This is a genomic window from Pseudomonas sp. NFACC05-1, from assembly GCF_900100135.1.
In the GTDB taxonomy this organism is placed as follows: Bacteria; Pseudomonadota; Gammaproteobacteria; order Pseudomonadales; family Pseudomonadaceae; genus Aquipseudomonas; species Aquipseudomonas fluorescens_Q.
The window spans coordinates 132,117-147,833 of sequence record NZ_FMTR01000005.1 but is presented as its reverse complement, the minus strand read 5'-3'; the positions used below and the strand labels follow the sequence as shown (position 1 = coordinate 147,833).

The 15,717-nt window shown below is 60.4% G+C and carries 18 protein-coding genes; 9 read left to right on the top strand and 9 right to left on the bottom strand.

The features are described 5' to 3' along the window. Positions 1-25: 25 nt before the first annotated feature. Both BLO97_RS10670 and BLO97_RS10665 read left to right on the top strand, forming a co-directional pair. Positions 26-568, top strand: a complete 543-nt coding sequence (locus tag BLO97_RS10670) for a 3'-5' exonuclease (protein ID WP_092345819.1) — start codon at positions 26-28, stop codon at positions 566-568. Between the two features lie 93 nt (positions 569-661). Then, a complete protein-coding gene (locus BLO97_RS10665) occupies positions 662-946 on the top strand; it encodes a pyrimidine/purine nucleoside phosphorylase (protein WP_014337306.1) in 285 nt (94 codons plus the stop codon). A 181-nt stretch (positions 947-1,127) separates the two neighbouring features. Here BLO97_RS10665 and BLO97_RS10660 read toward each other — a convergent pair whose 3' ends face one another. After that, complete coding sequence (locus tag BLO97_RS10660; protein ID WP_092222967.1) at positions 1,128-1,937, bottom strand: MOSC domain-containing protein; 810 nt, start codon at positions 1,935-1,937, stop codon at positions 1,128-1,130. Positions 1,938-2,008: 71 nt separating this feature from the next. Next, a complete protein-coding gene (locus BLO97_RS10655) occupies positions 2,009-2,932 on the bottom strand; it encodes a chemotaxis protein CheV (protein WP_063322288.1) in 924 nt (307 codons plus the stop codon). Positions 2,933-3,414: 482 nt separating this feature from the next. Here BLO97_RS10655 and BLO97_RS10650 point away from each other — a divergent pair, with 482 nt between their 5' ends. From BLO97_RS10650 to BLO97_RS10640, 3 genes are all read left to right on the top strand, one after another. Further along, positions 3,415-3,885, top strand: coding sequence for a hypothetical protein (locus tag BLO97_RS10650; protein ID WP_063322289.1), 471 nt, complete (start codon positions 3,415-3,417; stop codon positions 3,883-3,885). Positions 3,886-4,116: 231 nt separating this feature from the next. After that, complete coding sequence (locus BLO97_RS10645; RefSeq protein ID WP_063322290.1) at positions 4,117-5,010, top strand: sensor histidine kinase; 894 nt, start codon at positions 4,117-4,119, stop codon at positions 5,008-5,010. Beyond that, a complete protein-coding gene (locus BLO97_RS10640) occupies positions 5,007-5,666 on the top strand; it encodes a response regulator (protein ID WP_063322291.1) in 660 nt (219 codons plus the stop codon). The genes BLO97_RS10645 and BLO97_RS10640 overlap by 4 nt, the downstream gene beginning before the upstream one ends. On the opposite strand, the gene yegS is transcribed toward BLO97_RS10640, so the two are convergent. Then, positions 5,650-6,567: a lipid kinase YegS gene (yegS, locus tag BLO97_RS10635; RefSeq protein ID WP_092144789.1), complete on the bottom strand. Its 918-nt coding sequence runs from the start codon at positions 6,565-6,567 to the stop codon at positions 5,650-5,652. The genes BLO97_RS10640 and yegS overlap by 17 nt on opposite strands. Positions 6,568-6,913: 346 nt before the next feature. Between yegS and BLO97_RS31890 the strand changes: the two genes are divergently transcribed. Then, a complete protein-coding gene (locus BLO97_RS31890; RefSeq protein WP_256571802.1) occupies positions 6,914-7,222 on the top strand; it encodes a hypothetical protein in 309 nt (102 codons plus the stop codon). A 59-nt stretch (positions 7,223-7,281) separates the two neighbouring features. Here the strand turns inward: BLO97_RS31890 and glp are convergent, their stop codons facing one another. Together glp and moaB are read right to left on the bottom strand one after the other, a co-directional pair. Continuing rightward, complete coding sequence (glp, locus tag BLO97_RS10625) at positions 7,282-8,469, bottom strand: molybdopterin molybdotransferase MoeA (RefSeq protein WP_175489841.1); 1,188 nt, start codon at positions 8,467-8,469, stop codon at positions 7,282-7,284. Between the two features lie 22 nt (positions 8,470-8,491). After that, a complete protein-coding gene (gene moaB / locus BLO97_RS10620; RefSeq protein WP_063322294.1) occupies positions 8,492-9,031 on the bottom strand; it encodes a molybdenum cofactor biosynthesis protein B in 540 nt (179 codons plus the stop codon). A 78-nt stretch (positions 9,032-9,109) separates the two neighbouring features. Between moaB and mobA the strand changes: the two genes are divergently transcribed. Further along, a complete protein-coding gene (gene mobA / locus BLO97_RS10615; RefSeq protein ID WP_092222963.1) occupies positions 9,110-9,712 on the top strand; it encodes a molybdenum cofactor guanylyltransferase MobA in 603 nt (200 codons plus the stop codon). Positions 9,713-9,786: 74 nt separating this feature from the next. Continuing rightward, the gene (locus BLO97_RS10610) at positions 9,787-10,008 is read left to right on the top strand and encodes a YgdI/YgdR family lipoprotein (RefSeq protein WP_003199454.1); all 222 of its coding nucleotides are present in this window, start codon (positions 9,787-9,789) and stop codon (positions 10,006-10,008) included. A 970-nt stretch (positions 10,009-10,978) separates the two neighbouring features. Here BLO97_RS10610 and BLO97_RS10600 read toward each other — a convergent pair. The 3 genes from BLO97_RS10600 to BLO97_RS10590 all read right to left on the bottom strand — a co-directional run bounded on the left by BLO97_RS10600 (position 10,979) and on the right by BLO97_RS10590 (position 12,590). Beyond that, entirely contained in the window at positions 10,979-11,869 is an 891-nt protein-coding gene (locus BLO97_RS10600) for a pseudouridine synthase (RefSeq protein WP_092345813.1), read from the bottom strand. A 71-nt stretch (positions 11,870-11,940) separates the two neighbouring features. Then, positions 11,941-12,261 carry a hypothetical protein gene (locus BLO97_RS10595; RefSeq protein ID WP_063322297.1) on the bottom strand — a complete coding sequence of 107 codons (321 nt, stop codon included), beginning with the start codon at positions 12,259-12,261 and terminating at the stop codon, positions 11,941-11,943. A gap of 92 nt (positions 12,262-12,353) precedes the next feature. After that, positions 12,354-12,590 carry a glutaredoxin family protein gene (locus tag BLO97_RS10590; RefSeq protein WP_063322298.1) on the bottom strand — a complete coding sequence of 79 codons (237 nt, stop codon included), beginning with the start codon at positions 12,588-12,590 and terminating at the stop codon, positions 12,354-12,356. A gap of 189 nt (positions 12,591-12,779) precedes the next feature. Here BLO97_RS10590 and BLO97_RS10585 point away from each other — a divergent pair, with 189 nt between their 5' ends. Further along, entirely contained in the window at positions 12,780-14,492 is a 1,713-nt protein-coding gene (locus BLO97_RS10585; protein WP_092144797.1) for a cation:proton antiporter, read from the top strand. A gap of 8 nt (positions 14,493-14,500) precedes the next feature. Here the strand turns inward: BLO97_RS10585 and BLO97_RS10580 are convergent, their stop codons facing one another. Continuing rightward, positions 14,501-15,709, bottom strand: coding sequence for an ammonium transporter (locus BLO97_RS10580; protein WP_092144799.1), 1,209 nt, complete (start codon positions 15,707-15,709; stop codon positions 14,501-14,503). Positions 15,710-15,717 lie beyond the last annotated feature (8 nt).

The window sequence follows — 15,717 nt, the reverse complement described above, 5'->3', positions numbered from 1 at the left end:
GCACGCCGATACCGGGAACCCTGCAATGCCTCACTGGCTGGTGATTGATCTGGAGGCCACCACCGATGAAGGTGGCTGGCCGGTAACCGAAATGGAAATTATCGAAATCGGCGCCACGCTGGTGAATCGTGACGGCCGCGAAGTGGATCATTTCCAGCGCTTCGTGCGGCCCCTGAGGCGACCACTGCTCACGCCCTTCTGTCGCGAACTGACCCACATCACCCAGGCCAACATCGACGGTGCCGCCCCCTTGACCGAGGTCTGGCCGGTGTTCGAGCGCTGGCTGGCGCCGTATCAGTCGAAGCTGGAAAGCTGGGTCAGTTGGGGCGATTACGACCGCAAGCAACTGCTTCAGGAATGGCAGCACCAGCAATTGCACAGTGTCCTCGGCCAGGTGCCGCACATGAACCTCAAGCAACGCTTCGCCAAGGCCCGTCGACTGGAGCGACCGCTGGGGCTCAATGGCGCGCTGCAACTGGCGGGCCTGCAATTCTGCGGTCAACAGCACCGAGCGCTGGAAGATGCCCGCAATACCGCGCGGTTGTTGCCCCTGGTGCTTCCGGGTTGAGCGGCAGCCACCTCCCCGTGCGGCAGATGACGAATGTAGCGGCCTTGTGCATACTGACCGGCCTTTTTCAGCCCCTTTTTCGAGGAATCGCCCATGTTTAAAGTCAACGAGTACTTCGACGGCACCGTCAAGTCGATCGCTTTTGGCACTGCCGAAGGCCCTGCGACCATCGGCGTCATGGCACCGGGCGAATATGAGTTCGGCACGGCCCAACGGGAAATCATGCACGTGGTCTCCGGCGCCCTGACCGTGAAGCTGCCTGACAGCACCGACTGGGAAACCTTCGAAGCCGGCAGCCAGTTCAACGTTCCGGCCAACAGCAAATTCCAGCTCAAAGTGGCCGTCGACACCGCTTACCTGTGTGAGTATCGCGGCTGATTCTGTGGCATAGATACGCCGCTCATCTGTGGCGAGGGGATTTATCCCCGCTGGGCTGCGAAGCAGCCCCAGACCTGCCGCCCTCTGTGTATCAGGCTGATTGTGTTCAGCCTTTTTGGGGCTGCTTCGCAGCCCAGCGGGGATAAATCCCCTCGCCACACATTTTTGTTTACGGATCCTTTTATTCGAGCACTTCAACCGGCATGCCAACTTCAAGCCGACCGTTGCTGTCGTTGACCAGATTCTGACCGAACATCGCACCGTCCGGTGTCGAGCGGTACTGCTGCAACGTGGCAAAGGGTTCGCGATTCGGATCGCGTTCGCCGGTTTGCGGATCGACCGTGGTCATGATGCAACGTGAGCATGGCTTGACCAGCCGGAACTCAACCTCGCCGATACGAATGCGCTTCCAGCCGTCCTCGGCAAACGCCTCGCTGCCCTCGACCACCAGGTTGGGGCGAAAGCGCAACATTTCCAGCGAACGACCGACCCGACTCGACAGGTCCTGCAAGGACGCCTGGCCAATCAGCAGCAGGGGGAAACCATCGGCAAAGGCAACCTTATCGTCATCCTTGCCATAACCGGCGGCGGTGGTACGCGCCAGATCCACCGGCACATGCACCAGGCGGGTAGGATTGCCGATGAATTCGCTGACCCAGGCCGCGGCCTCGTCACCGGCATCCGGCACACGCAAGGTGTCACGCCAGATAATCACCCCGCGCCGCTGTTCCTCCACCACTGGCGGCAGCGGCACGTCGATGGCGCCATGGCCCGGCGCGCTGAGCGTCAGGCCGCCCGATTCGTTCCACAAGGCTGAGAGCTGGCTCATCTTCGCCACGGCTCGCTGGGTCAGGAAACGCCCTGTGCCCTCATCCACCAGCATCCAGCGCCGGTCACCGTCCAGCCCGAGCTTGTCCAGGCCGATCCCTTGCAAGGACTCGCCCTTGCCGGACTTCAACGGATACCGATACAGCGCGCTCAGCCGCAACATGGTCAACTTCCCTGGTGGCGAAAAAATGCCACCTTATACGAGCCGGCCATTGAAGCAAACCACCATCGGTTTCAGTCGAGCATCAGCCGCTGGCGCACTACATCGACCAGCTTGTCCGGCTGGAATTTGGAGAGGAAGTTGTCGCAACCGACCTTCTTGACCATCGAATCGTTGAAGCTGCCGGACAGCGAGGTGTGCAGTACGACATAGAGCCCACGCAAGCGCGGGTCGTTGCGGATTTCGGTGGTCAGCCGGTAGCCGTCCATTTCGGGCATTTCCGCGTCAGTGAAGATCATCAGCAATTTATCGGTCATGACCTCGCCGGTATCGGCCCAGGCCTTGAGCATGTTCAGGGCTTTGAGGCCGTCGCTGGCGATGTGCATTTTCACGCCCAGTTGCCCCAGGGTATCGCGCAGTTGCGAGAGCGCGACGTTGGAGTCGTCCACCAGCAACACTTCGCGACCACGGGCGCGCTCCAGCACCGGGTCCTCAAGCTTGTCCCGGGAGACCTTGGCGTTGTACGGCACGATTTCGGCCAGGACTTTTTCCACGTCGATGATTTCCACCAACTGATCGTCCACCTTGCTGATGGCCGTCAGGTAGTGCTCACGGCCAGCGCTGGTCGGCGGTGGCAGGATGGCTTCCCAGTTCATGTTGACGATGCGGTCGACGCCGCCCACCAGGAATGCCTGAACCGAGCGGTTGTATTCAGTCACGATAATGGTGCTGTTGGGGCCCGGCACCAAAGGACGCATGCCAATGGCCTGGGACAGGTCGATCACCGGCAACGTCTGGCCGCGCAGATTGACCACGCCGCACACGAACGCGTGACGCTGCGGCATCAGGGTCAGCTTCGGCAACTGCAGCACTTCCTGGACCTTGAACACGTTAATGGCGAACAACTGTCGACCCGCCAAGCGAAACATGAGAATTTCCAGGCGATTCTCACCCACCAGTTGGGTTCGTTGATCTACTGTGTCGAGAATGCCGGCCATTGATGACTCCTGGGCTTGTTCGGATGAATCCAATGAATGAGATATCGGCTGGACGGACCGAATCTTGACCCCCGGATAAAATACAAGCGCGGGGCATTGATGTCACATTAACATCATGCTTTACTGGCTTCATGATTTCATCTGCGATTTTTCCCTGCCACGCGACCCTCGCTTGTGTGCAAAGTTCCCCTGCCTAAGGGATTCCCCTAGGCACAATCAGGTCCAACCTGATATTCCCGGTATCCAATAGCCATTAATGTGACGCCATTCTCATTGCTGAACGGAGTCAGGCTTTTGTGCGCGACCACAGGACATCGGACCTCCAGTCCTTCGGCCGATCCCACCCGTGCAATTGTTTGCGAATTCACTTTCGCTGAACGGCAGGGATGTGTCGCCGTGCGTCCGACCGCGGTCGACCTTGAGATCCAGCCGTTCGCCATCAGCGGTTTCCTTTCGCCTGACATGATGTTGTGGAGATAAGCATGCCGAACGATCGCAGGAACTGGAGTCAGCGTCTTCCCGAGCTTCTGATCGAAGCCGAGACGCTGCTGGCCAAGTCGGAGGAATGCCTGAGCCATCTGCAATTGATCAACAACGACAAGGATGCCATCGATTGCATGCTCAGCACCTTGCTGAAACTGTCGAACAAGGCCAATGCCTTGGCGTTGGAAGCCGTTTCGGAGTTTTCACTGCACATCCATGGTTTGCTCAGTCACGCGCAAAACCACATGGAGTTGCATGACCAGGCCTTGGACGCCCTGAAGGATTGTTTAACCCTGATGGCCTGGCAATTGGAACTGGTCGATCACACCACCGGCCAGTTGGGCCTGGACACCAGCGAACAGATCTCGTTGATCGAGGCATTCGCTTTCCAGGTAGGCCAGAGCCCTGGCCAGGCATCGGCGGCGTCACGTCCGCTGGCCTTGGTACCCTACCCCCAGAAACAAGCCTGAGACGACGATGCCGGCTCAGTGCTGCGTGCCTGGTGCGTAGCGCTCACCGCGCCATGCCGAGCGCGACCAACGATAGGTGAAGTGGTACTATCTCGCGCGTCAGCCACTTCAAGACAGCGCCGTAAAAGCCGCCGACCGAAGCTGCCCTCGACCTGAAACGTTTACCCGACCGGGCCTGTCAGATGCGCTGACCGGCCAGCCCGCAGCGAACATTCATTGGCTCCATCCGCTATGTACGCCAGCCTCAAGTCATTCATCACCTGGCCTCCCTCCCGAGAAAACGCCCGTCGCTTCACATTATTATTGTGTATCTGCTCGACCCTCGGCTGCCTGCTGGCCTACCTGTTCGCCTACACGGTGCCGTTGAGCCTGCTGGTACTGAATGTCGCGGCCATGACCTGTGTGGCGATCCACCATCGATTGTCACGCAAATCCATCAAGTTCCAGCCTCAGGAACTGGCCGACCGGTTGCTTGAAGTCCAGGAAAACGAGCGCCATCGCCTCAGCCGCGAATTGCACGACGACATTGGCCAGTTGCTGACCGCAGCGAAGCTGCAAGGCGAATGGCTCAAGCGGCGGATGCCGGAAGAATTGCAAGGCCAATGCGCGCTACTCTGCGAGACCCTGGACGAAACCCTCAACAAGGTTCGCGACGTATCGGCGATCCTCAACCCCCGGCAACTGGCCAGCCTCGGACTGGAAGCCAGCCTGCGGGCGCACCTGCTCAAGACGCTGGCCAATGCCCCGGTGAAGTGGAGCCTCGATTGCCAACAGCGCATGGCAGGCATCCCGGAGGAAATGTCGGTCGCGGTGTTCCGGATCACCCAGGAAGCGGTCACCAACATCTTGCGTCATGCCCGGGCGACGAATCTGCTGGTACGCTTGCAACGCCTGCCTGACGGCCTGAGCCTGCTGATCAGCGACGATGGCCAGGGATTTGTCCCGGCCACCCACCCCGCTCGCGAAGGCCAACGGGGCATGGCCGGCATGTCGGAGCGGGTCGAACAGTTGGGCGGCACCCTCAAGGTCATCAGCGAGGCCGGCAAGGGCACGCACATCGAAGCACGCTTTCCCTGGGCGCCGCGAGCCCTGGAACGAGCCAGTAAGAATAAGGTTCTCCTTTGATTTGTAATTTGCTCCTGGTCGATGACCACTCCCTGATCAGGGCCGGCGTGCGCGCGCTGGTCATGGATATCCCGGGCTATGCCGTCATTGGTGAAGCCAGCGATGGCACGCGATTGGTCGAACTGGTCGAACGGTTGAACCCCGATATCGTGCTGCTGGACATTTCCATGAAGGACACCTGCGGCCTGGACGCCCTGCAACAGCTCAAGCGGGTGCGCCCCCACAGCAAGGTGCTGATCCTGTCCATGCATACGGATCCGGCGCTGATCATGCAGGCGCTGGAATCCGGAGCCCATGGCTATTTGCTCAAGGACACCACCGCCAATGAGCTGAAACACGCCTTGGAGGCGCTGCGCAACAACGAACGCTACCTGAGCCCGGCCATCGCCCATACCGTGATCAACCAGGCGCTGACCCGCGTCCAGAAGCATCAGTCGGACCCCGCCCGGACTCATAACCTGACGGCACGCCAGCTGGAAATACTGCGGCTGATCGTGCGCGGCAAGTCCACCCGGGAAATAGCCAACGGCCTGAACCTGAGCATCAAGACCGTGGAAACCCACCGGGCGCAAATAATGAAGCGCCTGCAGATCCATGACGTGGCCGGCCTTGTGCTGTTCGCGGTTCGCGAACAGATCATCAGCCTGGACGATTGAGCGCCGTCGCGCCACCCAACAGCGGCGAATCGGACGGCAGGTGCACGTTCAGTGCTTTTGGGCGGACAGTGAAACGCAGGGCGTCTACCTGCAACGGCTCGCCATCGAGATTGATATCCAGGCCTTGCGCGACCTTGATCTCCACCCATGGCAAGCGCGCGCGGACAAACATGTTGTCGATGCCCAGGCCACCCGCCAGCAAGTCCTTCAACGTACTGACCACCTCCTGAGGCGCCGGCAAGATGCTGATGTCCAGCAACCCATCATCGGCCAACGCCTGCGGGCACAGCACGTGGCCACCCCCCGCCTGACGGCCATTGCCGATGCCCAGCGCGAGCAAATCGCCTTGCCAGTGGAAATCGGGTCCCTGCAACTCACCATAGGCGGCACTCAGCTCACTGAATCGTGACAGGCCGGTGAACAGGTAGGCCGCGCCTCCCAGGACTTTCTTGAGATCCTCGGAAGTGTTCGCCGTCACTTGGCTGCCAAAACCGCCGGTGGCCATGTTCAGGAAAATCCGACCGCAGACTTCCCCCACATCCACGGCCTGCGGCGCAACGTCGAGCAAATCCAGGGCCTGCGCAGGCTCCAACGGAACGCCAGCCGCCCGGGCGAAATCGTTGGCAGTGCCCAGCGGCAGCAGTACCAGGCTGGCTTCACTCGAATGGAGGACGATCGCTTCGGCGATATCACGCAAGGTCCCATCACCGCCGCCGGCGATCAGTCGCGTATAACCGGCCTCCAGCGCCTCATCGACGCATCGTTGGGCATCACCGGCCTCCCAGGTCAACCGTACCGCCAGGTCCCAGCCCTGCTCGCGCTTGAGCATCACTGCCGTGCGAACCTCTTCGTTGAGCGCTTGCTTGCCATGCAAAATCAACAGCGCCTTGCCTTTGCTCATCGTTGTCTCCGTCATTGGAAGGTTCAGGAAATGGGACCACTCATTCGAGCGAAAAAGCCCGAAACATCTCAATTTATTAAAAAAGCAGGAAGGCTTGCCCCCGGGAAAAACCCGCAGGGCAGCTCGTTCGACCGGGACGTCTTGATTCGAAGAGTTTTCTTACACGATCTGGCGAATCAGCTCAATTGACCCTCTAGCGGTATTGAGACACCTTGGCCTTCTGTTTTGCTGGAACGCTAAAACCCTCTTCACACAAGGAAGCACTTACCCATGGATGGATACGTCACGGCCCGCTGGGGCCGGATCAGTCGTTTGAACAGTTATGGCCAAGGGGATGAACCGTCCCATGCATAACCGTGAATACAAGCTGTTGCCCCAGCAGCGCGCTCCCCTTGGAAGCGGGCGGGCCAATACTCAGAACGCATGCAAAAGTTGCAGTAATCCCGTTGGAGGAATTGATTTGGAACCGCGCGTCGTTGAACTGGAAACCCACCTCAAATACATCCGCAAAGACATGGATGAAATTCGCACCGACGTAAAGGTGATCCGCCACAGGCTGGCCTATTCGGCTGGCGCTGCAGCGGTGGTGCTCGGTCTGCTGGGCTGGATTGCGAACAATCGATTCGATCAGGTGGTGATGCTGCTCACACGATGAAGGTGAGAGGCGTGAAGGCCCGAGGATCCGGCTCGGGCCGCAGGACACCTGCCACGGTGCTAACCCAGGACTTCGCTCAAGGGAATGAAACCCACCTCATCGCCCTCCACCAGCGTCCGTCCCTCAAGCACTTCGACCAACCCTTCGGCCCAGGCGGCGCTGCGAAGGACACCCGAGCTTTGATTCCGGTAGATGATCGCTCGACCATTCTCCATGCGGCCTCGCAAGTATTCTCGTCGACTGCCAGCCTTCGGCCAGGCGAAACCGGCCGGCACCTTGAACATGAGCGGCGCCACCGACTTAACGCCCTGGCGTCTTAGCAGGTAGGGCCGTGCCAGCAGTGCGAAAGTCACGAGGGTCGAGGCAGGGTTTCCAGGCAGGCCTATGACCGGCACGCCACGGTAATGCCCGAACGTCAGCGGCTTACCCGGCTTGATGGCGAGTTTCCATAGCGCCAGCTCGCCGTCCTCGCGCAAGGCGATGCCCAGGAAATCCGCCTCCCCCACCGATACTCCACCGGTGGACAGGATCAGATCGACATCAGACAACTGTGCCAGGCGCTCGCGGGTGGCCGATAAATCGTCAGGCAGGATACCCGCGTCAATCACTTCACAACCCATGCATTGCAGCCAGCCACACAGCAGCACGCGGTTGCTGTTATAGATCTGGCCCGGGCCCAACGCCTGACCGGGTTCGACCAGCTCATCCCCCGTGGACAGGACTGCGACGCGAACTTTGCGCACCACTTCCAGCGAGGCACAGCCCAAGGAGGCTGCCAGCCCCAGCTCGATCGGCCCCAGGCGCGTACCGGCAGAAAGCACCTGCTCGCCGACGGTGGTCTCCTGTCCCTGGGGGCGAATGTTCTGCCCGCTGACCATGGGCTCGGTAAACCGCACCCGCTGGTCGTCTTCAACCACGGCATTTTCCTGCATCTCGACGCAATCGGCGCCAGCAGGGACTGGCGCCCCGGTGAAGATCCGCGCACACGTGCCAACCGCCAGCGGATCCGGGGCCTGCCCGGCAAAAATCCGCTGGCTGACCGTCAACGGCTCGCCGCTCCAGTCAGCCAACCGCAAGGCATAGCCGTCCATGGCGCTGTTGGGCCATGGCGGCAAATCAAGGGTCGACACCAGATCCTCGGCGAGCACTCGCCCTAGCGCCGCGGCCAAAGGCAAATGCTCGCGCTGGACAATCGGCGTGGCAGCCGCCATCTCGAGCAGTCGCTCCAACGCGACCTCAACAGCCATCAAGGCCCCGGCCTTGCCCGGTTTACCCACGGGATTCACAAGGCGCTGCCTGTTTCAAATGAGCCACGAAGTTGCACGGCCGATGCCGCACATCCAGCTGTTCGGCCAGGATGCCATCCCATCCGGTACGCACCGCGTTGGTCGAACCCGGCAGGCAACACACCAGCGTGCCATTGGCCAGGCCTGCCAGCGCGCGGGACTGCACGGTGGAAGTGCCGATGTCGGCCACGGATATCTGTCGAAACAACTCGCCAAAGCCATCGACCTGCTTGTCCAGCAGGCACGTGACGGCTTCCGGCGTGCTGTCACGCCCGGTGAAACCCGTGCCGCCGGTGATCAGCACCACCTGCACCACGTCTTCGGCAATCCAGGTCGCGACTTGCGCACGGATCTTGTACAAATCATCTTTGAGCAGGACCCGCTGTGCCAGGTTGTGGCCGGCCGCCGTGAGCCGATCGACGAAGACCTGCCCGGACGTATCGGTTTCCAGGGTACGAGTATCACTGACAGTCAGCACCGCGATATTGAGCGGCACGAAAGGTACATCAGCCTTGGCTTTCATAGGCTCGTCCAGTTGTGAAGGAAACAGCCCGGTGTTATATCACAGCGCTTCATTTTTGCGCCCGTGCGGAGACACGCCATGACCTCGATTACGCCGCTGCCATCCTGCTCCATTCTGCTCTTGGCGGGTGGCCGCGGGCAACGCATGGGCGGTCAGGACAAAGGCCTGGTGCAGTGGCAAGGCGAACCGCTGATTGCCCATATCCATCGCCAGACCCGCGCCCTGAGCGATGACCTGATCATTTCCTGCAACCGTAATGCGCAACGTTATGCACCGTATGCCGATCAGTTGGTGCATGACGAGGAAGGCGACTTTCCCGGGCCGCTGGCAGGTATCCGGGCAGGCCTCAAGGCTGCGAAGCATCCGTATTTGCTGGTGCTACCGTGCGACGTGCCGCAGATCGACGCAGGCCTGCTCGACAACATGCGCAGGACGGCCAGCCAGCACCCCGATCAGCCATTGATGGTGCGGCACGGCGAGCATTGGGAACCGCTGCTGTGTGTCATCCCATTGGCCCTGGCAGCGAGCTTCGAAAAAGCCTGGAGCGACGGCGAACGCAGCCCCGGTCGGGTTATGCGCGCGTTGCACGCCGTTGCCTTGCAATGCCCTGCCGACGACCCACGGCTGGCCAATCTGAACACCCCGGAGTTACTGGCCCGACATAAAGGCGTGTCAGATTGACACTAGCCAGGAACTTGCGCGCAATGTATACGTCTGAAGGTCAGTAACTTGAAGAATCCATTCGGAGAAACACCATGACACAACGGACCCTCGCCACGTTCATGCTCGCTCTGGGCCTCGCCACCCTTGCCGGGTGCGCTTCGCCAACAGTGATCACCTTGAATGACGGTCGCGAAATCCAGGCCGTCGATACCCCTCATTACGATGAAGAAAGCGGCTTCTACGAATTCGAGCAACTGGATGGCAAGCAGACTCGCGTGAACAAGGATCAGGTTCGTACCGTTAAGGATTTGTAATCTGTAACGCTGCTGCCCTAAGTCGCTAGAAAAAACGGCGCTTCCTGAAGAGGGGAGCGCCGTTTTTTTTGGGCTTGGTTTTGGGTGTATATCCGTTGCTGCGGTAACGGCCACTTAGGGTTCCGCCCTGACGGCGGGTCACTTTCGAAAAGCGCGAAAGTAACCAAAGCGCTCCTGCCCCACCACTCGGTGCCTCGCCTAGGCTCGGCATGCCTGAACGAAGGCATTGCTCCGTGGGCCGCCGCGAAGGGCCATCCATGGCCCAGCGCGGCTAACCCGGCATCCATGCCGGGTTGCCCACTGCGCAATACCTTCGTTCAGCCAGCGTGGTTAACGGGGCGCCGAGATCAACGTCCACCACGAGGCGGCCTGATAGCCGACCTGGTTTAGGTGGGACCGCGTTTCTCCTGTGGGAGCGGGCTTGCTCGCGAAAGCGGTGGATCAGTTTGTGAAGATGTTGGATGTGCCTATGTCATCGCAAGCAAGCTCCCACAGGTGATCTTGGGTGTTCATAAGTCTTATATTCACCACAGGACCATTGTGGGAGCGAGCTTGCTCGCGATAGCGGTAGCTCAGCCCCGAAGATGCTGGCATATGTCCCGCTCTTGCTCTTGCTCTTGCTCTTGCTCTTGCTCTTGCTTTGGATTTTGATCTGAACGCCCCGTTAAGCCACGCTGGCCGAACGCAGGCATTGCGCAATGGGCATCCCGGCATGGATGCCGGGATAGCCGTGCTGGGCCATGGATGGCCTCGGCCCACGGAGCAATGCCGAAGTGAGGGCATGCTGAGCCTAGGCGAGGCACCAAGTGGTGGGGCAAAGCGCTTTTGGTCACTTTTGGCGCTCTTCTTCCAAAAGTGACCCGCCGTCAGGACGGAACCATAAGCAGCCGTTACCGCAGCAACGGATATACACACCATGCCCCAAACGGAAAATCAAATCCACTCACCGCCTTGGAGCTGGGTTCACTGACTACCACTGCAACGTAATGTCGCTCTCAAACACACGTTTCAGGCCAGTAACCGGATCAACAAAACGCAACCCTTGAGCCAGCAGCTTCAAAGGATTCGAGTAATCATCCTCAACATCCCGAAGCACATCAGGATAAAACGGATCATTGCAGATCCCCGCCCCAAGGGCATTCATGTGAACCCGCAACTGGTGTTTCTTGCCCGTGACCGGATACAAGCCATAGCGCCACAACTCGCCGTTCCTTTCCAGCACTTCGATGGCCGTTTCGGTATTGGGCTCGCCCGGTCCTTCCTGCATCCGAAAGAACGGCTCACCATCGATCATCCGGCTTCTATGCACCCGGGGAAAGGTCAACCCAGGCAACGCGCGGGCAATGGCCTGGTAGCGCTTCTCGATCTGCCGTGTCGGGAACAACGACTGATACACCGAACGGGTGTGCGGGTTGGCCGAGAACAACACCAGCCCGGCCGTGTGCCGGTCGATGCGGTGCAAAGGCACCAGATGGGGGTTGTCCAGGCGCCGGATCAGCCGGCGCAACAAGGTTTGCTCGACGTATTCGCCCGCCGGAGTGACAGGCAGAAAATGCGGTTTGTCTGCTACCACCAAGTGCTCGTCGGCATACAGGATCGACTCCACCACCGGGATCGGCTTCTCGTCGGGCACTTCACGGAAGTAGTGGATGCGCAGGCCTTCACGGTATGGCAGGTCGACCTGGATGGCCTTGCCCTCCCCGTCCAATACCCGACCCCGAGCGATCCGGTCCAGCCACTGCTCGCGACTGATGGCGCTGAAATGCTCGCACAGGCACTCCAGCACCGTCTGCCAGGAACCGGGCGGCAGGTACAGCGTACTGGCCTGATGATGAGCGGCGGAAAACGATGAACCGGACATTGAAAACTCTTAGGCATTTTTGCGAGGCGGTATTATCCGACAGTCGCACAGGCCAGCCCAGCAATGATTGCTCACGTGGTGACCGACGTCGATTTTGCCGCAGCTTCGGTGAACTCCTTCAACCAGCGCAGCACTTCCACCGCCTCCCAGCGACCTGGATCGTACAACGCGTACAACAGGCCCTGGTAACCCACCACATCCAGCTGTTTGTGATAGCCGGCACGCTGGAACAACGCTTCAATCTCGGCGAAACAGGTGTTGAAATGCAGTTTATTGAAGGGCGTCTTGCCTTCGGTAACCAAGCCATCCAGGCGCAGTTCCAGGACTGCCTCGCGCACAACGTCCGCGGACATCCTGTTCACGCTGCTTTTCAGTTGTTCGACATTGACCAAGGGGATGCACTCCAGATAACTGTATGTACATACAGTAACCGAAGCACGATACTTTCGCCAACCGCAGTATCAGGAACTGACAGATGAGCTGCTCAACCGAGAAACTTCACGATCTGTTCGGCCTCGAAGGGCCAGTCCAGCTCGGCACCGGTATCCAGCCTGCGCAGCACGGGAATACGCAGCCCATAACTGTCCACCCAGGCTTCGCGTTCTGAAATGTCCACCAGCTCCACCAACAATCCATGTTCGACGAGAGGCATCAGTTCAGCTTCGGCTACTTCGCAAAGATGACACCCCAGGGTGCCGAACAACTGGCATTCAGGAAGCATGGCGGGTAGACCCAAAAAAGATAGACGGTCATTCTAGGCCCGACCCGGGAAACCGTCGAGTCGCTGGCTCGCTTCAAGGTGTTTCGGTAAAACGCTGATGCAAATCACTGAACGTCAATGCCTTTCCAGCGACGCTTGTCGCATTTTCCCCTCTACGCTGTGCGTTGTAGCCTTGAAACGGAGTTCCCCTTGTTTGCCAACCTGCTGATCATCCTTGCTTCGTCCCTGGTGGTCATCGCCTTGTTCAGACGGCTGCGCCTGCCACCCGTGTTGGGTTATCTCTGCGTCGGGCTGGCGGTCGGGCCCACCGCGCTGGACTGGGTCAACGACAGCGAAGAACTGCCAGACCTGGCCGAGCTCGGAGTGGTGTTCCTGCTGTTCTCGTTGGGGCTGGAGTTTTCCCTGTCGAAAATGCTCGAACTGCGTCGGGTCGTGTTCGGCCTCGGCAGCCTGCAGGTGCTGTGCTCAGGGGCGGTCCTGGCGGGATTGCTGGCGTTGGCCGGCGCCCCTGTGATCGCCGCGTTGTTGCTCGGCGCAGGACTTGCCTTGTCCTCCACCGCCATCGTCAGCAAGGAGTTGACCAGCCTGGGAGAAATCTTCAGCAGCCATGGCCAGAACGCCATCGGAGTGTTGTTGTTCCAGGACGTTGTCGCGGTGCTGTTGTTGACCCTGGTGCCGGTATTCGCCGGCAGTAGCGACCATCCATGGTATTGGGCACTGCCCTTGACCTTGGGCAAGACCCTGGTTCTGTTCGGTGGTCTGCTGCTGGCTAGCCGACTGCTGTTGCCCCGGCTATTCCATGAGGTGGCGGCGTCCCGGTCCGCGGAACTGTTCGTGCTGCTGGCCCTGGTGATCGTGTTGCTGACGGCATGGCTGACCCACCTGCTCGGTTTGTCGCCAGCCCTGGGAGCGTTCCTGGCCGGCATGCTGCTGGGGGAGAGCCATTACCGGCACCAGATCGAAGCCGACATACGTCCGTTCCGAGATATCCTGCTGGGGCTGTTCTTCGTCAGCATCGGCATGCTGATCGACCTGCAGTTGTTCCTCGACGACGGCTTGTTGATCCTGGGATTGACCATCGGCCTGATGCTCATCAAGGGCTGTGTGGTCGCCATCTTGGTGAAATGGCGCGGCAGTGACGTTGAAACCGCCTGGCGCAGTGGCCTGGCGCTGGCCCAGGGCGGTGAATTCTGCTTCGCCCTGATGGCCCTCATGCAGCAGAACCGCCTCATGCCCGCCGACATCAGCGGCCTGCTGCTGGCCGCGACCTTCTGCTCGATGCTACTGACGCCCCTGTTGCTGCGTGCGGCGCCACGCATCGCCGCGCGCCTGCATCGCAAACCCAACGAAGAGGCGCAACTGGACCAGATCAGCGCACTCAACGCCGGCTTGTCGGGCCATGTGGTCATTTGCGGCTACGGGCGCGTCGGTCAATCCATCGGGCGGTTCCTGCGTCGCGAAGGCCAGGCGTTCGTCGCCCTGGATGACGACCCGGTGATTATCCGGGAAGCCACCGTCGGGGAAAACTGCGTGCATTACGGGGATTCGCGACGAGGTGACCTGCTTGCGGCCGTTGGCTTGAGCCGCGCCAGACTGCTGGTGATCGCGGTGGACAAGACCGACATCGCCATCACCGTGCTCAAGGCGGCCCGCCAGGTCAATCACCAGGTACCGATCCTGGTACGCACCCGTGACGACAGCCAACTGGCCGAGTTGCAGGCTGCCGGGGCCAGCGAAGTGGTCCCGGAACTGCTGGAGTCGAGCCTGATGCTGGCCTCCCACGCCTTGATCATGCTCGGCCTGCCCGAGCAGCAGGTCCGGCATCATGTGGACCAGGTTCGTCATGACCGCTACCGCCTGCTCCATGGCTTTTATCCCGGCAACCAGGACAAGGAGCCCTAGTTTGACGCTCAGTCCTGGCTGACCGCGCCGATCTTGTGAATCGACAGGTCGGCGCCGTAATACTCTTCTTCCTGGGTCAGGCGCAGCCCCAGCACGGCCTTGATCGCGCCATAGACCGCGAACCCACCGACCAGGGCGACGACAACGCCCAGCGCCGTGCCGATCAATTGGCTGACCAGGCTGACCCCACCCAGGCCGCCCAGGGCGCTCTGGCCAAAGACGCCACAAGCAATGCCGCCCCAGACACCGCACAGCCCATGCAGCGGCCAGACGCCGAGCACATCGTCGATCTTCCACTTGCCCTGGGCCGCAGTGAAGCACCAGACAAACAAGGCACCGGCAATGGCCCCCGTGACCAGCGCACCGACCGGGTGCATCAGGTCGGAACCGGCACAGACCGCCACCAGACCGGCCAGCGGGCCGTTGTGCAGGAAGCCCGGGTCATTGCGTCCGACTATCAATGCCGCCACGGTACCGCCCACCATGGCCATCAACGAATTGACCGCCACCAGCCCGCTCACCCCGGGCAAGGTCTGGGCACTCATCACGTTGAAACCGAACCAGCCGACAATCAGGATCCACGAACCCAAGGCCAGGAATGGAATGCTCGAAGGCGCAAACGCCACCAGGCGACCGTCCCGGTAGCGGCCATTACGCGGGCCGAGCAAGAGCACGGCAGCCAACGCCAGCCAGCCGCCCATGGCATGCACCACCACGGAGCCGGCGAAGTCATGGAAACTGGCGCCGAACCGGGCTTGCAGCCAGGCCTGCAGGCCAAAATTGCCGTTCCAGATCATGCCCTCGAAAAACGGATAGACAAACGCCACGATCAGCACCGTGGCGCACAACTGCGGTGCGAACCGGGCACGTTCGGCAATACCACCGGAAATGATGGCCGGGATCGCAGCGGCAAAGGTCAGCAGGAAGAAGAACTTCACCAGGCTATAGCCATGATCGACGCTGAGCGCCGCCGCCGGTTGCAGGAAGGTCACACCGTAGGCAATCCAATAGCCTATAAAGAAATAGGCCAGGGTCGAGACCGCGAAATCGCTGAGGATTTTCGACAGCGCATTGACCTGGTTCTTTTGCCGGACCGTTCCCACTTCAAGAAACGCAAAGCCGGCATGCATGGCCAGGACCATGACCGCGCCGAGCAGGATGAACAGCGTGTTGGAGCTGTGGACCAGACCGTCCACGGCGTTTTGCATATTTTCCATGGTATGGG

Bases quoted from the DNA above. Each gene is read 5' to 3' on its own strand.
- BLO97_RS10670 (WP_092345819.1), top strand. From the start codon at position 26: ATGCCTCACTGGCTGGTGATTGATCTGGAGGCCACCACCGATGAAGGT.
- BLO97_RS10665 (WP_014337306.1), top strand. From the start codon at position 662: ATGTTTAAAGTCAACGAGTACTTCGACGGCACCGTCAAGTCGATCGCT.
- BLO97_RS10660 (WP_092222967.1), bottom strand. From the start codon at position 1,937: ATGTTGCGGCTGAGCGCGCTGTATCGGTATCCGTTGAAGTCCGGCAAG.
- BLO97_RS10655 (WP_063322288.1), bottom strand. From the start codon at position 2,932: ATGGCCGGCATTCTCGACACAGTAGATCAACGAACCCAACTGGTGGGT.
- BLO97_RS10650 (WP_063322289.1), top strand. From the start codon at position 3,415: ATGCCGAACGATCGCAGGAACTGGAGTCAGCGTCTTCCCGAGCTTCTG.
- BLO97_RS10645 (WP_063322290.1), top strand. From the start codon at position 4,117: ATGTACGCCAGCCTCAAGTCATTCATCACCTGGCCTCCCTCCCGAGAA.
- yegS (WP_092144789.1), bottom strand. From the start codon at position 6,567: ATGAGCAAAGGCAAGGCGCTGTTGATTTTGCATGGCAAGCAAGCGCTC.
- BLO97_RS31890 (WP_256571802.1), top strand. From the start codon at position 6,914: ATGCATAACCGTGAATACAAGCTGTTGCCCCAGCAGCGCGCTCCCCTT.
- glp (WP_175489841.1), bottom strand. From the start codon at position 8,469: ATGGCTGTTGAGGTCGCGTTGGAGCGACTGCTCGAGATGGCGGCTGCC.
- moaB (WP_063322294.1), bottom strand. From the start codon at position 9,031: ATGAAAGCCAAGGCTGATGTACCTTTCGTGCCGCTCAATATCGCGGTG.
- mobA (WP_092222963.1), top strand. From the start codon at position 9,110: ATGACCTCGATTACGCCGCTGCCATCCTGCTCCATTCTGCTCTTGGCG.
- BLO97_RS10610 (WP_003199454.1), top strand. From the start codon at position 9,787: ATGACACAACGGACCCTCGCCACGTTCATGCTCGCTCTGGGCCTCGCC.
- BLO97_RS10600 (WP_092345813.1), bottom strand. From the start codon at position 11,869: ATGTCCGGTTCATCGTTTTCCGCCGCTCATCATCAGGCCAGTACGCTG.
- BLO97_RS10590 (WP_063322298.1), bottom strand. From the start codon at position 12,590: ATGCTTCCTGAATGCCAGTTGTTCGGCACCCTGGGGTGTCATCTTTGC.
- BLO97_RS10580 (WP_092144799.1), bottom strand. From the start codon at position 15,709: ATGGAAAATATGCAAAACGCCGTGGACGGTCTGGTCCACAGCTCCAAC.